The sequence below is a fragment of the Anaerobutyricum hallii genome, from assembly GCF_900209925.1.
Classification (GTDB): Bacteria; Bacillota; Clostridia; order Lachnospirales; family Lachnospiraceae; genus Anaerobutyricum; species Anaerobutyricum soehngenii.
The window spans coordinates 1,388,868-1,407,965 of the sequence record NZ_LT907978.1 but is presented as its reverse complement, the minus strand read 5'-3'; the positions used below and the strand labels follow the sequence as shown (position 1 = coordinate 1,407,965).

Below are 19,098 nucleotides of genomic sequence, written 5' to 3'. Positions count from 1 at the left end.
CCTCCACATTAGTATGTAGAGATACCTTCCGTCTTCTCCGGATAGTATCCATCTATAAATCTGTCGTTACCAATTCCATAGGAATCATTAATTCCCGGATCTTCTCCAATACCAAAAACAAAGTACTGCAATGCTTTTTTATTGGCTTCATAATCTACCTGCATTACCCATGCGCCGTTGCCGCTCAGGCGGCCTTCTGTATAAGATCCTTCATATGGGATACGAAGCTGATCTACCTCTGTTGCTCCCATCGTGATAACAGACGTTAACAAACTTCTTATCTGCTTTTCGGTAAGGTCTGTTGTCACATGCTTAAGCGCCTTCATACAGATATTGGTAAGTGTCATGATATCTTCGCCTTTTAATTCATTAAATACGGAAATAAGAATCTTACGTTGACGGTCCGTACGTCCAAACTCACCAGTAACATCCTGACGGATTCGACAATATGCTAATGCCTGATATGGTGTGAGCATATTCTCTCCTGCCTTTACATTCTTCTCCCCATGTTTAGAATTCACATAGGCTGTTTTTAAGAAGTAAGCTTCTGCTTCTGTTAATTCCATCGGCACGCCGCCAATCAGATCAACTACATCACGAAACGCTTCCATATCTACTTCAACATATCCATCAAGCTTGATTCCAAAGTTCTCTGCGATCGTCTCATATTCAAGCTGTACGCCTCCATAAGAATAGGCTGCATTAAACTTATGATAACCATAACCAGGAATATCAATATACATATCTCTCATAAGAGAAGTAAGCTTTAACTTTCCATTCTTCAAATCAATCGTGGCGATCATTGTAGAATCGGAACGTCCCGCTTCTGTCTCATCTGCTCTTTTATCACATCCGATCAAAAGAATATTAACTACATCCTGGTCATACTCAAGATCTGCATCTACAACATCTACATTCTTTAACGCTGTTTTCGTATCTGTTGTAATTGTATTCGTAGCCGCTTTATAGTAAGCAGCTACCGCTCCACCTGCGGCAGATGCCACAAATGCTACTGTGAGAAGAAAACACACGAAAATCTGTGCAGCGATTCTTCCCTTTCTTCCACGTTTGCGAGCTTTTTTTTCTTTTTTTACCTTTTTTTCTTTCTTCGCTTCTTCTTTGTCTATGTTCATATCTTTATTTGTGTCTTCCAAACTTTAAAACCTCCTGTACAAAACTCTTTTTATACATTATACTAATTTTTCCTCTATTGCAAGTTAAAATTTCTTAAAGTTCATTTTCATTTCCAGTACCATGGATTCAACGATATTTTAAGAATCCATTTCTTTGGAAGCTTTTTATAACTTTTTCCAAGACGATATCCAATATATTTTGCTCCATTTTGCGTAATAATCTTTGGAATATAATGGAACTGGCCTTTTTTAATAAAATGCAGCAATGTCATCTTTACAAGACGAATTCCTTCGGATTCAGACTTCACTTTTGTAAACAGCCCACCTGCATCTACCTGGGATACTGCCAGGTCAAAGTTTCTCTTTAACTGTTCTTTTGCTGTATAATTATGCCAGTGCCACACTTTCGCATCTGCCACATAGGCAATCTTTTTTCCTTCTTCAATTAGACGGGAGGCAAAAATCATATCTTCATTAAATATTGTGTGCAGGGGGAATCCTCCCAATGCATCATATTCTGATTTACGATAAGCAGCACAGACATTTGAACAGAAAAAAGTTTTAATTCCAAGTTCTGGCAAATCTTTTTTGCTCTTGATCCTGCTTTCCTTTGGATAATTAAAAATTCTTGTATATGCTTCAATTGGATTATCTTTTTTATCTGCCATCTGTCTCCCGTAAGCAGCGCAGACTTCTTCATCCTCAAATGGCTTGAGCAGATTTTCAATAAGATACTCATCTGCTGGAATCGCATCCTGCGTCAAAAGGATCATAATCTCCCCGTCACACATTCTTGCCGCCTGGTTCCTTGTTCCGCCATGATCAAACTCTGGTTTTGTTATGTGGACAATTTCTCCCTGTTTTAATGTCGGAAACACTTTACTGTGAAAAAATTCTTCTTCTGTATTAATTAACAGAATCCGCTGAGGCTGTATTGTCTGCCTTTTTAACATACGAAGACATCGTTCCAGTTTTTCATCCGGATGATATGTTGGAATAATTACATCGATCTTTTTGGTCTTGTTCATTCGCACCTCCATCAACTTCATACTCATTTTAGATTAGCGCAGGTATCATCAGCGCACGAGTATCTTGATATAGTAACATTTTACTCTGACAGAAGCTTTTTGGCAAGACGTACTGCATCTGCGGCATCTTTAGAATATCCGTCCGCTCCTATTTCATCTGCAAAACTCTGTGTCGTTACCGCTCCGCCAATCATTACTTTTACATCAAGATTTTCTTTTTGTTTTAATGCGATCGTATCCTTCATGCGCATCATTGTTGTTGTCATCAACGCGGATAACACGATAATTGATGCATTATGTTCTTTTGCTGCCGCAATAATCTTATCTGCCGGTACATCTTTCCCAAGATCAATTACCTCATAGCCATAATTACGAAGCATTAATGCGACAAGGTTCTTTCCGATATCATGAATATCACCTTCTACCGTCGCAATAATAATTGCAGGCATCTTTTCATTTGTTCCACCCTCTTTAAGAAGCGGCTCTAAGTATTCCACTGCCTGTTCCATCGTGTTTGCACTCGAAATCAACTGTGGCAGGAAATAAATCTGTTTATCAAACAAAGTACCAACTTCATTAATTGCTGGTATCAAAAGACCGTCAAGAATCTCTCCTGGTTTTGTTCCCTGAGAAAGTTCTTCTTTTACAAAATCGACAATACCGTCTTTATTTCCTTTTAATACGGCTTCAAATACAGGATTTTTCTTTTTGTCTGCCTCTTTAGCAGTACTTTTGTTATCTGTCTGCTCTGTTTTTTTTATGCCATTGTTTCCTGCGCTTTGTGCCGCTTTTGCCATTGCTGCTTCTTTTAATGGAGCCATACGCTGAATCTGTTCAATATAGGCAATATCAGCGCCTTCTTTATTACGCAGAAGATCAGAAGCAAAAGAAATTCCCATCAAAAGCTGATTCGATGGATTAGCAATCGCCATAGTAAGTCCACTTGCAATTGCCATTGCTGCAAATGCACTGTTTACATATGGTCTTTCCGGAAGTCCAAAAGAAATATTAGAAAGACCCATTGTCGTACATAGCTTTAAATCTTCTTTACAGTAACGAATGGTTTCTAATGTCTCTATTGCCGCATTTTTATTTGCACCAACTGTTGCCACTAAACCATCTACGATAATCTGATTTTTTGAAATGCCCAGTGCCTTTGCTCTTTTCAATATCTCATTAATAATTGCTTTCTTTTCTTCAAGACTCTTTGGAAGTCCCTTGTCTGAAAGAGGAAGAAGAATAAACATTGCTCCATATTTTTTTGCTAATGGAAGAAGTTTTTCAATCTTTTCTTTTTCAAGAGAAATAGAATTAATGAGAGCACGTCCCGGATACGCACGAAGTGCCGCTTCCATGACTTCTACATAGCTTGTATCAATACAAAGGGGAAGGCTGGAAACCATTGTCACTTTAGAAATCGCTTTTAACATCATTTCTTTCTCATCAATACCATTTGTTCCCATATTGATATCAAGAATATGTGCCCCCATTTCTTCCTGCTGCTCTGCCATTTCCTCTACAAGATTCATTTTACCTGCACGGAGTTCTTCCTGTAATTTCTTCTTTCCGGTTGGATTAATTCTTTCTCCGATCACAAGGAACTTTCCGTCTAATGCAATTTCCTGACTCTTTCTTTCCGAGGCAAGCATGACAGGATGTTCATTATGCGGAGCTTTCGTTGTAAGTCCGGCTACCTTCTGTGAAAGCATTCTGATATGTTCTGGTGTTGTTCCGCAGCATCCGCCAATTAATCCAGCACCTGCTTCAATAAACTCCGGTCCCCAGGATGCAAATTCTTCCGGAAGCATCGGATATACTGTAACTCCATCCTGCAGAACAGGAAGACCGGCATTCGGCTTTGCAAGAAGTGGTACTTCCGCATATTCTTTCATTTTACGAATAACCGGAATCATTTCTTTTGGACCGGTAGAACAATTCACTCCAATAACATCTGCACCAATACTCTGTAAAACAACAACTGCTGTTACCGGATCGGTACCATATAATGTCCTTCCGTCCTCCTGAAATGTAAGAGATGCAATTACCGGCAAGTCGCAAACTTCTTTAATTGCAATTACTGCTGCCCTTGTTTCCGCAAGACTCATCATCGTCTCCACAACAAAAAGATCTACCCCAGCCTCTACCAGATATCTTGCCTGTTCTTTATAAATATCGATCAGTGTTTCAAGCTTCATCGGTCCTACAGGCTCTAATGCGATACCGGTCATCGTCATATCACCTGCCACAAGAGCTTTATTCCCTGCCGCTTTTTTACTTAATGCAACCAGACGTTTATTTATTTCTTCAGCGCGTTCTGAAAGACCATATTCTTCCAACTTAATGCGGTTTCCCGAAAAAGTCGGCGCATATAAAATATTCGTTCCTGCCTCTACAAATGCCTTCTGCAAAGCAATTAACTTATCTTCATTTTCCAAAATCCATTCTTCCGGACACACACCTGGTTTCATTCCTGCTTTTTGAAGATTTGAGCCTGTCGCTCCATCCAGAATAACTGGCTTTTGCTGTATCATTTTGTAAAATTCGTTTATCTTCATTTTTATTCTTTCCTTTGCTATTTGCTTCTTTTCTCATTTTATCTGAAAACTCTGAAACCACCCCTTGTCCGAAATCAATCCATTGATTCCAGATCCTTATACATATTCCAATATAGACTTCACTAATGAAACTCTGTTAAATGGTGTCATAAAGTAAAATCCAGCACCTACCTCTTTTCCCATTTCAATGATTTTCTTTGAAATTTCAACAGCAGCTTCCTCATATTCTTCTCTTGATGCATTTTCTTTATATTTTTCTACCACACGATCCGGCACATAAATTCCCGGCATCTCATTTTTAATAAATAATGCGTTTCTTCTGCTGACAAGAGGCATAATCCCTATTAAAATCTTCGCTCCTGTTCTTTCTTTTAAGAATGCAAGGCGTTTTATACCCTCCTCGTCATAAACCGGCTGCGTAAGAAAATAACTACATCCTGCTTCTATTTTTTTTATCATTCTTCCTGCAATATTTTCCGGACTTGCTCCATTTTGATTTAAAGCCCCGCCATAAAAAATCATATCATCTGCAAATATTTCCTGGTTCATACTCTGTGCAAACTTCATTAAACGGATAGAATTAAAATCAAAGACACTTTTAGTAAATTCCCGGTCTTCTCTTGCCACTGGATCACCAGTAACAAACAGATAATTACGAATTTCATTTACATAACTTCCAAGTAATCCACTTCGAATCGCAATACGATTTTTATCACGACAGGCAAGATGCGGCATCACATCCATTCCTGTCTGCATTTTTATTTTTGCTGCCATCAAAGAAGCATCTGCTCTTGAACGAGCCAGCGGCGAATCCGCAATTGTAATAATATCTGCCTTCGTAGAAAGAAGTGCCTTCGCACCATTTACTAACTTTGTATCATTCGCATCAAACGGGGGATCGAGTTCAACTGCACAGACAAGTTCCCCTTTCTCCAGTTTCCGGCGAAATGTATTTACTACCTGTTCTTTTTTTATCGTCTTATTCTTTCCTTCTGCACTTTTTATATGCGCCAGCTGTTCTTGTCGTTTCTGTATTCTCCCTGCTGCATCTGTCCACACGATTCTTGTCGGAACTTTCAAAGTATGTTCGGCCTGAAAAAGAGTTCGGTATATTTCCCCGATATATTCCGGGGTTGTACCGCAACATCCTCCCAGAACACGAACACCTAATTCCGAAACTTCTTTAATCTTCTCACCAAAATAAGTAACACTATCTGAGTATATCACATGTCCTCTTACAATCTGGGGATATCCACAGTTTGGAAGCGCAGTAAGAATCATATCTTCCGGCACTCCGTATTCTTCAATATAGGCCTCTAAAAATCTCTTCATATGTGCTGCGCCAATACCACAGTTTAAGCCTGCACCATCAAGAAGTCCACTTTGTACGGCATCTCGTAAAATCGTTTTATAGTGAAAACCTGTCCGGCTATAACCTGTTGGTGTCAATGAAAACTGTCCGATAATAAAAGCTTCCGGACAAATTTGCCGGATATATTCTGCCATTTTTAAGACATATTCCGTATCAGGAAAAGTTTCCAGCACAAAAATATTGGCACCTGCTTCTAGAAAGCTGTCACATATTTCATAATATTGCTGTAGGATATCTGTCTCTTCACTCTCTTTTTCTTCTAAAATAGGTCCAATATCCGCTGCTGGAAATACTGGATAACTTTCAGAATACGCTTCTCTCGCAACTTCCTCTGCTAGTCGATAACCTTTTGTCACAAGTTCTTTCAAACTTACATTTTGAAACTGTTCTGCTCTGTTTTGCTGTAAAGACAACAAAGTTTCTCTGTTTGCCAAAAAAGTATTACTTCTTAATAATTGTGCACCCTTTTTCACATAATTTTTATGAATCTGTCGTACCAAAGACGGGTTGGTAATATTGGCTTCTTCAGAACAGATATAATTCTCTTTCTCTACCGTATCAAAATATGTCCCCATCGCTCCGTCTGTCAATAATTTATGATTTTCCAAATATTCTCTTATGTTCATCTCATCCATCCCATCATTTTTCATTCTGTGATTTCCTGCTCTATGAAATTGCCATAAATAGTTACAAAAAAATCCTGCAGCTTCTGTCAGGAGCAATATCGCTTATCAGAACAGCTACAGGATCCTTATCATTTAAACTTCTGTTACTTTACCTTCGTATTCCAGAAGCAATCTGCCCTTCATTCCACAGGCGATTGCAAGCTTTCTCATGCAACGCATCATAGAACGATTATCATCTACTCCGTAACGATCAATAATATCTACATACTTATCAATCGCATCCATCGCATTCTTATCAGAAAGATAAAATGTCTCGATAATCTCTTCTATATTGCTTCGCTTTGATGTCGTAAAATATAACAGTGTAATCTGAAGACCGGTAAAAACATTATATAATTCTCTATTATAATCTGCCATACCAGACTTCAAAAATGCATATAAATCACTCAAACGCATCGTATCAATATCATCAATATGCATATCGTAACTTCTCAGTTTGTTCTCCACATCAATATCCATAATAATGGAGCTGATCATCATAGCTACCTGAAATCCATCAATATCATTCTTGCTCTTTGCACTTAATACTGGTGCATTATTACTCATCTGCTGACAATAAATGATATCACGAATCAAAGCATTTTCAAAGAGGGAATCTTCCAAAGTATTATCTACTTTAACAATAAATTCTTTCTTTCCGGTATCCATTGCTACCGGACGGCTGCAATCTTCCTCATTCTCAGGGTCTAACTTTACAATTTTAATCGGATAGATCAGACCTTCTGTAATATCTTTATAAATAGCCTCTGTCTTCTCAGAAAGCGCCTTTCCTAAAATTTCCATTATCCTTCTTCCTTCCTTTTCGTATCCTATAATAAACTTCTCATATTTTAACAAAATACTTTCCGTCATGCAAGGAAGATTTTTGTTCTTTCCCTTCCTTCCTCTGCTCTCTTTTTACCATTATCTGTTCGTTTTTCTACCATAATAGACTTCTGCTCTTCCAGATATCTCATTATAAAATGCTGCTTCTGCTGCATATCGATATGGATTAATAAAAATAAAACCGATTCCTAATGTTAAAATACCAAGAATATCCCATCCAATAAAACTTAATCGCAAACAAAAAAGCTCCCATTTATGCTTCTTCATGATCTGTTTTGATGCCCGAAATGCTTCTCTTGTTGAAAAGCCCTTCCGTTCTTCAAGAATATATGGCACCATCGCATACGAATACTTCGCAACAACTCCTGGTATAATAAACAGAATATATCCCAGTGACAAAACAAAAAATAATGTAATCTTTGCACAAAGAACTCTCCACCAGTCTGACATTCTTCCTGTCAGGCAGGCAATCCCGTTCTTTCTTCTATCCAGTAACGCCAGGTTAAAATCAATATATCCAAGGCGTACAGTCCCTCCAATAAAAAAGTAGATCAGTGCGATCGCTGTTGTTCCAATAAATAAAATCGGATAAAACCCCGGAAGAAATTCGAGAAAATAAATCAGAATTACTGCAATGAATGCGTATTTTGCAATAAATAAGAATGAGGATGAAAACACGCCAAGCCAGTTGGCAAATAATCCCGCCACCGCTGCTTTCACCCAGTTTCCCTTTAGCGCATCTAAAGCAATTTCTTTATATGTTCCTGAACCCAGTCTCATGTCTATCTCCTTCTATCTAGTCTCTTACTTCTGCTGTATCTATGTTATATACCTAACAGAAAAAAGCCATCCCTTTGAGGACAGCTCCTTCTTCCTATACACTTATCTGCTAGATATTCCACATCTCTTTAATTCTTACAAGTTCATTCAGCGTCATATTCATAAACGCCTCATTCTTTGGATTATTACTGAAAGCATTCGTTTCTTTACGGTAAATGATCTCTTCTGCAACATCTTCTGCCGTAACTCCTTTCGCTTTCAAAATCTGTGCTGCTTCATAACCTCTCATAGTAAGCCTCCCATTTTATTTAAAATAAATTTCTGTATTCATTATAGAACAATCTCTGTAAATAATCCACCTATTTTTATCAGATATTATGAAATCGATCCTGATCTTTTGCATCTTCGCCAGCACCAAAGCCAAGCTCGTCATACTTTGACTTCACTTCTTCCCATGGCAAAGTATCTCTCTCTTCTTTTAAATAAGAAAGAATATCCGCAATTCCTTCACCGGTATAAGCACTGGTATAAAATATTTTCTTACATCCTGCTAATTCCAGCCATGCTGCCGCCTGTGCTGGCTGTGCTGCCCAATGGTCAATCTTTGTAACAACCCCCACAACCTCTCTGTTACAGACAGGTGTAAGATTCGGTGAATACAGAGAAAAAGCTTCCGTAGCATCCATCAAAAGGCCGATTACATCTGCTTCTGCTGTAAAAACTGCCAAAGCAGAAATCAGATTCTTTGACTGGAGATATTCTCCTGGTGTGTCAATAATAACATCGTAATGATTTACATATTGTGTTTTATGGTAGGTGATCGTCTTCCCCTTCATCGCCTGAGATAAAGTAGTCTTTCCCGCTTCACTTCGTCCAATAAACATAATCTTTCTCATAAGTACCTCTATCCTTTAATTTTTTTTGGTTTCGAATAATCACTATAATAAATGCGTCCATTTACAGATTTTAATGTTCGAATCTTAAAATAATATTTCTTTTTAGATTTTAATTTTTTCTTTATGACTGCTTTTCCTTTCATGGAATTCACAGTTGCTATTTTTTTATACCCTTTGTTTTTCTTTGTAGAACAGAAAACCTGAACCTTTATTCTATTCCCCTTCTGATTCCAGAAAACTTTTACCTTCTTCTTTGCCGCTTTTACAGTAATCTTTGCCGCAGGAAGCATAAGAAAATTAATATCTACAGCTCCGTTAATTCCATTTACCGTTCCTCTATTCGTCGCCTGCCACATCTGATAACTTCCCTGATAGGTACACTTTGTACTCCAATGTGCCACCCATTTCTCACATTGGTTAAAAGAAGCTTCCGGGAGTTCTTTTTCAAACCAGCTTTTCGGTGCAAATACACCAACAGAATACCCTGCTTTCTTAATAATACTCGTAAAAGTCTGTATAATCTTCTGGCGCTGCTTTGCATTCGTATGGCTTAAAATATAATTATCTTCAAGATCATAGTAAATCGGATAGGTAATCTTATGCCCTCTTACCAGACGAAGAACATGTGCTGCCTCGCTCTTTGCTTTTGCTACAGTATCTGCATAAGAATATAAATATGCCCCATAAGGAATACCATATTTCTCACATTCTAAAACATTATCGAGCCACTGTCTGTCATCCTGTTCCCTCTGATTCGCACCATAGCCGCAGCGGATAATTGCAAAATCCACACCATCTGCCTTTACCTTCTGCCAGTCGATCACTCCCTGATTATGACTGACATCAATTCCTCTTGCTATTGCTCCCTGAATAATCGAACCATTACTACTTCGATACTTTCCTGCAATCTTCTTCCATGCATTCGGATAAACATCTGCAAATGTTGATGCCTGCATTGCAGCTTGTCCATTCTCATAACGGAAACTATTCGCCTGATCTCCGCTTTCTTTTGCACAAACAGGTACTATCGCAGTTACTGCCATAATAAGAGCACACGTCATTCCAAGTACTCTTGTAAACATCTTATTCTTCATCATATTCATCCCTTCCCAAAGCTTTTTTCACTTTGTCTCTTTCCGGCAGAAAACTCTACTCTATCATAAGTCTTACTTAGAGTCCTGCTTATATGTAAAAACTCTTAACTTATTTATTATAACAAATTACTCTCTGTTTATAAACCATTTATTGCTGAAAATAGAAAACCAGAAAGGTTTCTTAACCTTTCTGGTTTTCTATTTTTCATGACAGATAAAAATCGGTATTTTTTAGAATAATCCTCCGATACTGAGGAATAATGGAGCAAATACTAATGATACGATCGTCATAAGTTTAATAAGGATATTGATAGAAGGTCCTGATGTATCTTTGAATGGATCACCTACCGTATCTCCTACAACTGCTGCACGATGTGCTTCGCTTCCTTTTCCACCATGATTACCATCTTCAATATATTTCTTCGCGTTATCCCATGCTCCACCGGAGTTAGACATAAAGATAGCGAGCATAACACCTGTTACTAAAGCTCCGCCAAGAAGTCCGCCCAGTGCTGCCGGTCCAAGTACAACACCGATAAATAACGGTGCAAGAACTGCCATCACACCAGGAAGAAGCATTTCTTTTAAAGCTGCCTGAGTAGAAATAGCTACGCAGGATGTATAATCAGGTTTTCCTTTTCCTTCTAAGATTCCAGGAATTGTTTTAAACTGTCGTCTTACTTCCTCGATCATCTTGTAAGCTGCCTTAGATACAGAATCCATTGTAAAAGCAGAGAAGAGGAATGGAAGCATACCACCTACAAACATACCAACGATTACTTTATAATCCAGTAAGTTGATTCCGGATTCAAATAATCCAACTGCCTGTGCATAAGAAACGAATAATGCTAATGCTGTAAGAGCGGCAGAACCAATAGCAAATCCCTTACCCATAGCTGCTGTTGTATTACCAACGGCATCAAGTTTATCTGTAATGTTACGAACTTCAGATGGAAGACCAGACATTTCTGCAATTCCACCGGCATTATCCGCGATCGGACCATATGCATCTACCGCTACTGTAATACCAGTTGTTGAAAGCATACCTACGGCTGCTAATGCGATTCCATAAAGACCACTGAAAGAATATGCTCCGATGATTCCAATTGCAATTAAGATAATCGGAACAGCTGTGGACTGCATTCCTACAGCAATACCACTGATTACCGTTGTTGCCGGACCAGTTTCAGACTGCTGTGCAATCTTTTTAACAAAACCATAATCCCCAGAAGTATACACTTCTGTGATCACACCGATCAAAAGACCAACGATAAGACCGAAAATAATAGCTATCGCTTCTTTAAATCCATTAAAGAACACTTTACTTAAAATCAAAGAACCAATCATCACTACGATTGCTGCGGAATAACTTCCGTACTTCAAAGCTTTATGCGGACTGGAATTCTCATCACCTTTTACAAAGAAACATCCAATAACAGATGCTAATACACCAAGTGCTGCGATAACTAATGGGAAAATAGCTCCACTTTCTTTCGCATAAACAACACCAAGGGTAATCGCAGATACTAAAGATCCTACATATGACTCAAATAAGTCAGCACCCATTCCGGCAACATCCCCTACGTTATCTCCTACATTGTCAGCAATAACAGCTGGATTACGAGGGTCATCTTCCGGAATACCAGCTTCTACCTTACCTACAAGGTCTGCTCCAACATCGGCAGCCTTCGTATAAATACCACCACCTACACGAGCAAATAATGCGATAGAAGATGCTCCTAACGAAAATCCGGAAAGAACATCTGGATTTTTAGTCAAAGCATAGATAACTCCTGCTCCAAAAAGGCCAAAACCTACTACTGCCATACCCATGACAGCACCACCGGAAAATGCGATTGATAACGCTTTATTCATTCCGCTGTCTTTTGCTGCTGCAGCGGTTCTTACGTTTGCTTTTGTAGCAACATTCATTCCGATATAACCGGCTACTGTAGAGAATAATGCTCCAACAAGAAAACATACTGCTGTTACCCAGTTACCAATTCCTACACCAATTAATATAAATAATACCGCAACGAATACAATAAGAATCTTATATTCTGCTGTGAGGAAGGCTCTTGCTCCTTCGTGAATAAATGCTGCAATCTCCTTCATTCTGTCTGTTCCTGCATCCTGTCTTCCTACTTTTTTTGTAAGATAAAACGCAAAGAGTAACGCGCAAATTCCAAGAATTGGCGCGCAAAAAATTAAACGTTCCATACTCATCCTCCTATGACTTATTTTTCTTTATGAAATATTAATTTTATTATCTAAAAAATGCTTTTGTTTGTAAATGTTTTTTATTGTTATAAACAAGTTTATAGACGGTTTTTCTTGTTTTTTAGTTATTTTTTCAATAATATCCCCGTTAGTTTTCTATTTATTGTATATTTTTTCTCAAAAAGAACTTTTTTCTCTTTATATAACTTACATTATACTTTTCATTTGAAATCACATTCTTTTCTTATCCGAAGGCTAACCTGTCGAAAAAAAAGGAGGGGATCACTTTACATAATCCTCTCCTAACTTCATTTCTTATTTCAAACCTACTTATCGCTTAGTTCCTACTGTCAATTCACAAATAAGCGGATCTGATACTATTAACAGGGAAATAAATCTCCCCATAATGAAATTACTTTCTTACTTTAATGTGTACTTCCCGAAGCTGCATTTCAGAAACTTCATTTGGTGCTCCGCACATAACATCCTGTGCATTACCATTCATAGGGAATGGAATAACCTCACGAATATTTTCTTCATTGCGAAGCAGCATGATCATACGATCTACACCAGGTGCCATACCGGCATGTGGCGGCGCACCATACTGGAATGCATTGTAAAGTGCACCAAATTTCTCTTTTAAATCTTCCTCCGTATATCCTGCGATTTCAAAAGCTTTTACCATGATATCAAGATTATGGTTTCTTACCGCTCCAGAAGAAAGCTCTACACCATTACATACGATATCATACTGATAAGCAAGTAATTCCAATGGATCCTTTGTTGTTAACGCTTCTAAACCACCCTGTGGCATAGAGAATGGATTGTGAGTAAAGATGATTTTTTTCTGTTCTTCATCATACTCATACATTGGAAAATCATTAATAAAACAGAAGCGGTATGCATTCTTCTCTAATAAATCAAGACGCTGTCCTAATTCATTACGAAGCTGTCCTGCATAAAGAGCTGCCTGTTTTTCTTTATCTGCGATAAAGAAAATCGTATCTCCACCTTTAAGACCAGCGATTTCACGAATCTCTGCCTTCATATCATCCGGAATAAACTTATCGATTGGTCCTTTATAACTTAAATCTTCTTTTACTTCAAGATAGCCAAGTCCGCCCATTCCAATCGATGTCGCGAACTTAAGAAGTTTCTCATGGAAACCTTTCGACATCTTATTTGATACTTTAATTGCACGAACAGTCTGACCATGGAATGGTTTAAATGTACATCTCTGGAAGAAATCTGTCACATCTACAATACGAAGCGGATTTCTTAAATCCGGCTTATCAGAACCAAACTCAAGCATTGCCTGCTTGTAGCTGATTACCGGATAAGGAGCTGCTGTTACAACACTTCCTTCTGGTGCAAACTTTTCAAATGTTGCTGTAAGAACTTCTTCTCCTACGCGGAATACATCTTCCTGTGTTGCAAAACTCATTTCAAAGTCTAACTGATAAAATTCTCCTGGAGAGCGGTCTGCTCTGGCATCTTCATCACGAAAACATGGAGCAATCTGGAAATACTTATCAAATCCAGATACCATAAGAAGCTGCTTATACTGCTGTGGTGCCTGTGGAAGCGCATAAAACTTCCCTTTGTATTTTCTGGATGGCACGATATAATCTCTTGCACCTTCTGGAGAAGAAGCGCAAAGAATTGGAGTCTGAATTTCCAAAAATCCCATATCTGTCATCTTCTGTCTTAAAAAGCTGATAACTTTAGAACGGAAAATCATGTTATCTTTTACTTTTTTATTTCTCAAATCAAGATAACGATATTTTAAACGTACATTCTCATGATTTTCTTTAGAAGTCATGACCTCAAACGGAAGCTGCTTATATACCTTTCCAAGTAAGTCTACTTTGTGTGCTTCTAATTCAATTGTTCCGGTCGGAATCTTTGGATTATATGTTTCCTCATCTCTATGCTCAATCACACCTTCAAGAGAAATGCAATCCTCTTTATTGATTCCTTCTAGTAAAGTAGTATCTCTCATTACAACCTGAAGGACACCATACATATCTCTTAAATCAATAAAAGATACCCCACCATGATCTCGGATATTCTCTACCCAGCCTGCCACGCGGACAGTTTCGCCAACATTCTCTTCATTCATCATATCAAGAGTTCTGTCTCTGTAAATGTTTGATATGTTCATTTATCTAATCTCCCTTCTTATAATACAACTTTTAATACAACTTTATTGCTTACTCAAGTCTTCTTGACTAGGACAAAACAAAAAAACGTCCTGAACTATAACTAGTTCAGGACGGATGATTCCGCGGTACCACCTGAATTACTGTCTTTATATAAAACAGTCACTCAAAACCAACTTCTGTCTAACGCACAGTTACGGCGCACCTACTGATCAGTCTGCTCGTGTCCGTTTTGCAGACCTTTGTTCAGATTGCGGCTGGTAAAGTGTTATTCATGAAAATTCATTCTGCAGGGTTCTCACCATCCCCCACTCTCTGAAAGCGATAATTCTCACTACTTCTCTTCGTCATTGCCTTTACATCAAATCTTACTCAGTCTACCACAGCTTAAAAAAAATGTCCAGAAATTTTTTCTTATATTTCAAGTGGATTCTTTATCGCATACTCCAAAGCCTCGATAAAAGCAGTCGTTGCTGCCCGGCAGGCAGATTCTGTTCCAGCAAGCACTGCCCCACTTGAGTTTGCGTGTGACGGCGGATACCAGTATCTTGCTACCCGGGTATTGCCTGCCTTTAACGCCTTATCCAATGCATAGTTTGTCTCAATCGGACCTCCTACAAGATATGCATAAGATTCTCCTGGTTTAATATCACACCATTCCTGAAAATACTTTCCCGGTCTTGGAATCGTCTGTGCATAGAACGCTGTTCCCTCATCTCCATCAAAGTTACAAAGTTCCGAATGATTCTCTATAAAATCTTTTATGTAGCGAAGTCCACTCTTCACGTCTTCTACCTTCGGACCGGAAAAAAGAACAAATACACTTCCGCCGTACTTACTCCAGGAACAAATAGAACCTCCGTAATACGTCTGTGCATGAATCAGCTTAATATTTGCCTTCTTGCTTGCATCATCTACTGCAAGATACCCAATATCATCATTATCCGTAGAAAAGAAACCAACACTTGTATGTCCTTCCGGTATATTATATACTCTTGCAAACTCAGCCGTCACATTTGCAATCACTTTCTGGCTGAGCATATGTGTCTCCATCTTTACAATCTTCATAAATTAAATCCTTTCATTACTATTCAAGTCGGGCCGTCACTCACCACCTGAAAGAGGTGGGAGTCTTCTCGACTGAGATAAAATCTCTGTTTTCCACAAAAATCTCACTCTATATCCATTGGATGAAATGCACAGTACTCTACCCCTTCAACAAATGCCTCAACGGCAGAACGACAGGCAGATTCCGTTCCATAAACAATTGCTCCACCCGTATTAACACGCGAAGGAATCTCAGATAATTCCGCAATCTTTACATCTGCTGCTTTTAATGCTTTATCTAAGCCATACATGCTCTCTACCGGTGCAGATACCAGATATGCTATGGATGTTCCCTCGCTAAGTCCTAACGATTCCTGATAATACTTTCCGATTCTTGGAACATAATCCACATAGTATCCTAACGTACCATCTTCGTTCAGATGATAGTTTCCTGATTTATTCTCTATATAATCTTTCGCATAATGAAGACCACTCTTTACATCCGCAACTTTCTCTCCGGAAATAATTGCTGTAATCTCTCCCCCATATCTGCTCCAGGAATGATCAACACCACCATAGACTGTCTCAATCTGAATGACCTTGATCTTAGCCTTCTTTGTTGCATCATCTACCGCAAGCCACATAACATCCTCACAATCTGCAGAAAAAACAGCCATACTTTCATGGTCTTCAGGAATGTCATATAACTTCCGATATTCTTCTGTAATTCGTGGAATAATCTTTTCCATCACTACATGAGCATCTATTCTCCTTCTCATATTGTACTCCTAACAATTCAATTCTCTAATCTAACTAATAAAACGCAGCACTGATGCTTTTCAATCATGATCATGCAGCAGCTCTTAATAATTACCAGTTTATCATAAATCACTTTCCATGAACATAAACTATTTTTTACTTTGGCTGTGAATTTATGTTCTTTTCTTTACTTTTTATTATACAAATCTTGTAATATTTCTTTTGCTGTTTTATTCTGATATAAATCCGGATCATCTAACACGCTTCCCTTGCCTGTTGTCCAACGGAACTGAGCATAATCCGTAAGATAACTCATTCCCCTTCCACAGGATGGATAGCGGCGATACCAGGACGGATAATACTTCTTCATATATGCCTTTGCTAATCTTACAGCTTCGCTTCCTGCTTTCCCCTGTCTGTTCGGAGTACCTGACAAACGAACACCTGCCGGACTTGAATGTACTAAAACAACACTCCCATCCTGACAGCTTCCCACAACAATATAGACATGGGTAGATGAACTCATAACATCACCGGCTTTAAAGTCTTTGATCCCTGCTGCGCTTTTATAAGTCCCCCATCCATACTTCGCAAAAGATGATGCCATCTTCGATGCCTTCATAACATAACCATGCCCTGGCTTTCCATTCTTTGTTTTCATTATATTATAGATGCTCCAGCCAACAAAACCGGAGCAATCAAGCCCTGCACCAAATTGATATCTGTGTCTCCTGTAGTTATAAGATGCCTTCTGTTTCCCGCAAAAATTACGCCAGTTCGGATTCAGACCGATTAAAACTCCATCCTTTCCAGCTCCGGTATCTTCTTTATTCCAGCCACCACCCCATATATACATTGTTGATCCAACCGGAGTAATTGCCGTTGTCAAAAAGTTCTTAATAGTAGATGTTGAATCCTTTGCTGTCATCGTCTCCACCTTTTTCCCGAACTTTCCGTAAATGACCTTCTTTTTCGTTCGATATGCTCTTACTTTGTATTGATACCTTCTGCCTCGTGCTTTTTTCTTTAAAACGATCTTCCTCTTTTTCGTTACTTTTACCTTTGTAAACGTTTTCTCTCCTTCTGCCTTTTCAAAAACTTCATACCCATCCGCTTTTTTTACCGGTTCCCATGAAATCACGACTCGATCTTCTACTCCATTCGCAAGAACCCCCTGTGGTTTTCCCAAACGTTCCTTCGCCATAACCGTCTCTCCACAAACAAGTAACATTGTTATCAAAAATATTATTATAACCGGATACTTCTTCACCGTACACAGCCTCCTTCTTCTAGCTTTATGCAATATTAAAAAAAACATTCATGTTATGATGTTAGGATTAAAAGGTATTTTCCCTAACATCATAACATGAATCTATTTTTTATCCAATATGCTTTTTATATTCCGATATCGATCATGCAGGAAATCAGGATAGTTAAAATAATTACAAAAAATTTAATATGTAATGTTTTCCTTGAAAAAATTTCTTAATTTTTGCTGTAAAATGTGTTACAATTTATTATAAATTACATATGAGGAGATGTATCACCAATGAACACGAACAAACACTCGAAAAAAGTTGTGCATCTGCCATTATTTATTCAAAAGAATCATAAGGCAATACTTTTTTCTCTTCTTCTTTTTCTGATGCTCCCAACAACTTTTGTTCACGCACAACGGCTGTATACTACTGACGGAGTGAATATACGAGCCAAGCCAAATGGCTCTTCAAAGATTCTCACTTCTGTTTCTGCCGGGACAGCTGTAACTAGAACAGGCAGTAAAGGTAACTGGATTGCGGTTAAAGTAGATGGAGTAAAAGGATATATTTATAAAACATATCTTAAGAGTTCCAAAAAGGCTTCTGCATCCTCTGCAAATAGCACATCTTACCGCGCAGTAATCACTGCCAGCAGCGTAAACATGCGTGCGAAGCCCTCCTTTTCCGGACGTATTAAAGGAAGCTTGTCCGCAGGTCAAAGCGTTACTGTCTGCACTACAAAAGGTGCATGGAAAAAAGTGAAAACTTCTGCCGGAAAAAAGGGTTATGTTTATGGGATTTACGTTGGAAAAAGTTATACTCCAGTAAAAAAAGCAGCTAAAACTTCCCCTACTGTTTCTACTGGTAACTACCGCTCAAGAGCAATCTCTTATGCACATACCAGACTTGGGAACAAATACAGTCAGGCAAGACGAGACCAGAAAGGCTATGCCGATTGTTCCAGCCTCGTACGTGATGCCTATAAAAGTGCAACCGGCAAATATATCGGTAACACTACTTATGAACAACTTGAACTCATGGATTCTTACTTGTATTCTGTTTCCTCTGTTCATAATGTTACCGTCGGAGATTTGGTATTCCACCGAGGTAGTTCTAATCACGTTGGAATCTATCTTGGAAACGGAAAGGTTCTCCACGCTTCTCAGACCGCTGGAAAGGTAAAAATCAGCACATTTAGCCGAAGCAGTACCTACTGGGATACCGGGTGTAATGCCGCAGCTTACTGCGCTTCTCGCTAATAAAAAATATGGCAGGAATTCCT

Annotated in this window: 15 protein-coding genes and 1 other annotated feature; of the genes, 1 reads left to right on the top strand and 14 read right to left on the bottom strand. The window is 38.5% G+C overall.

The genetic code is table 11. From position 1 onward, the window contains the following. Positions 1–8: 8 nt before the first annotated feature. The 14 genes from EHLA_RS06465 to EHLA_RS06400 form a co-directional block, all read right to left on the bottom strand. Positions 9–1,154: an LCP family protein gene (locus EHLA_RS06465; protein ID WP_096239869.1), complete on the bottom strand. Its 1,146-nt coding sequence runs from the start codon at positions 1,152–1,154 to the stop codon at positions 9–11. Between the two features lie 86 nt (positions 1,155–1,240). After that, complete coding sequence (locus EHLA_RS06460) at positions 1,241–2,161, bottom strand: glycosyltransferase family 2 protein (protein WP_096239867.1); 921 nt, start codon at positions 2,159–2,161, stop codon at positions 1,241–1,243. An 80-nt stretch (positions 2,162–2,241) separates the two neighbouring features. Continuing rightward, the gene (locus tag EHLA_RS06455) at positions 2,242–4,716 is read right to left on the bottom strand and encodes a homocysteine S-methyltransferase family protein (RefSeq protein ID WP_096239865.1); all 2,475 of its coding nucleotides are present in this window, start codon (positions 4,714–4,716) and stop codon (positions 2,242–2,244) included. A gap of 96 nt (positions 4,717–4,812) precedes the next feature. Then, complete coding sequence (locus EHLA_RS06450; RefSeq protein WP_096239863.1) at positions 4,813–6,738, bottom strand: bifunctional homocysteine S-methyltransferase/methylenetetrahydrofolate reductase; 1,926 nt, start codon at positions 6,736–6,738, stop codon at positions 4,813–4,815. A 108-nt stretch (positions 6,739–6,846) separates the two neighbouring features. Next, the gene (locus EHLA_RS06445) at positions 6,847–7,557 is read right to left on the bottom strand and encodes a hypothetical protein (protein WP_123864847.1); all 711 of its coding nucleotides are present in this window, start codon (positions 7,555–7,557) and stop codon (positions 6,847–6,849) included. Between the two features lie 120 nt (positions 7,558–7,677). After that, positions 7,678–8,379 carry a DUF975 family protein gene (locus EHLA_RS06440; RefSeq protein ID WP_096239859.1) on the bottom strand — a complete coding sequence of 234 codons (702 nt, stop codon included), beginning with the start codon at positions 8,377–8,379 and terminating at the stop codon, positions 7,678–7,680. Between the two features lie 109 nt (positions 8,380–8,488). After that, complete coding sequence (locus EHLA_RS06435) at positions 8,489–8,668, bottom strand: hypothetical protein (RefSeq protein ID WP_096239857.1); 180 nt, start codon at positions 8,666–8,668, stop codon at positions 8,489–8,491. Between the two features lie 79 nt (positions 8,669–8,747). Next, entirely contained in the window at positions 8,748–9,275 is a 528-nt protein-coding gene (locus EHLA_RS06430; RefSeq protein ID WP_021907890.1) for a EutP/PduV family microcompartment system protein, read from the bottom strand. Between the two features lie 8 nt (positions 9,276–9,283). Next, a complete protein-coding gene (locus tag EHLA_RS06425) occupies positions 9,284–10,372 on the bottom strand; it encodes a glycoside hydrolase family 25 protein (protein WP_242970681.1) in 1,089 nt (362 codons plus the stop codon). A 228-nt stretch (positions 10,373–10,600) separates the two neighbouring features. Continuing rightward, complete coding sequence (locus EHLA_RS06420) at positions 10,601–12,595, bottom strand: sodium-translocating pyrophosphatase (RefSeq protein ID WP_408608974.1); 1,995 nt, start codon at positions 12,593–12,595, stop codon at positions 10,601–10,603. 406 nt (positions 12,596–13,001) lie between these two features. Then, on the bottom strand, positions 13,002–14,753 hold the full coding sequence (aspS, locus tag EHLA_RS06415) for an aspartate--tRNA ligase (protein WP_096239855.1): 1,752 nt from the start codon (positions 14,751–14,753) through the stop codon (positions 13,002–13,004). 104 nt (positions 14,754–14,857) lie between these two features. Next, positions 14,858–15,111: a binding site (T-box leader), on the bottom strand. 54 nt (positions 15,112–15,165) lie between these two features. Further along, positions 15,166–15,819, bottom strand: coding sequence for a BMC domain-containing protein (locus EHLA_RS06410; RefSeq protein ID WP_021907886.1), 654 nt, complete (start codon positions 15,817–15,819; stop codon positions 15,166–15,168). 104 nt (positions 15,820–15,923) lie between these two features. Next, on the bottom strand, positions 15,924–16,577 hold the full coding sequence (locus EHLA_RS06405; RefSeq protein ID WP_096239853.1) for a BMC domain-containing protein: 654 nt from the start codon (positions 16,575–16,577) through the stop codon (positions 15,924–15,926). A gap of 167 nt (positions 16,578–16,744) precedes the next feature. Next, complete coding sequence (locus EHLA_RS06400; protein ID WP_096239851.1) at positions 16,745–17,827, bottom strand: hypothetical protein; 1,083 nt, start codon at positions 17,825–17,827, stop codon at positions 16,745–16,747. Between the two features lie 279 nt (positions 17,828–18,106). Between EHLA_RS06400 and EHLA_RS06395 the strand changes: the two genes are divergently transcribed. After that, positions 18,107–19,075 (top strand): C40 family peptidase, encoded by a 969-nt coding sequence (locus EHLA_RS06395; protein ID WP_096239849.1) that lies wholly within the window; start codon positions 18,107–18,109, stop codon positions 19,073–19,075. Positions 19,076–19,098 lie beyond the last annotated feature (23 nt).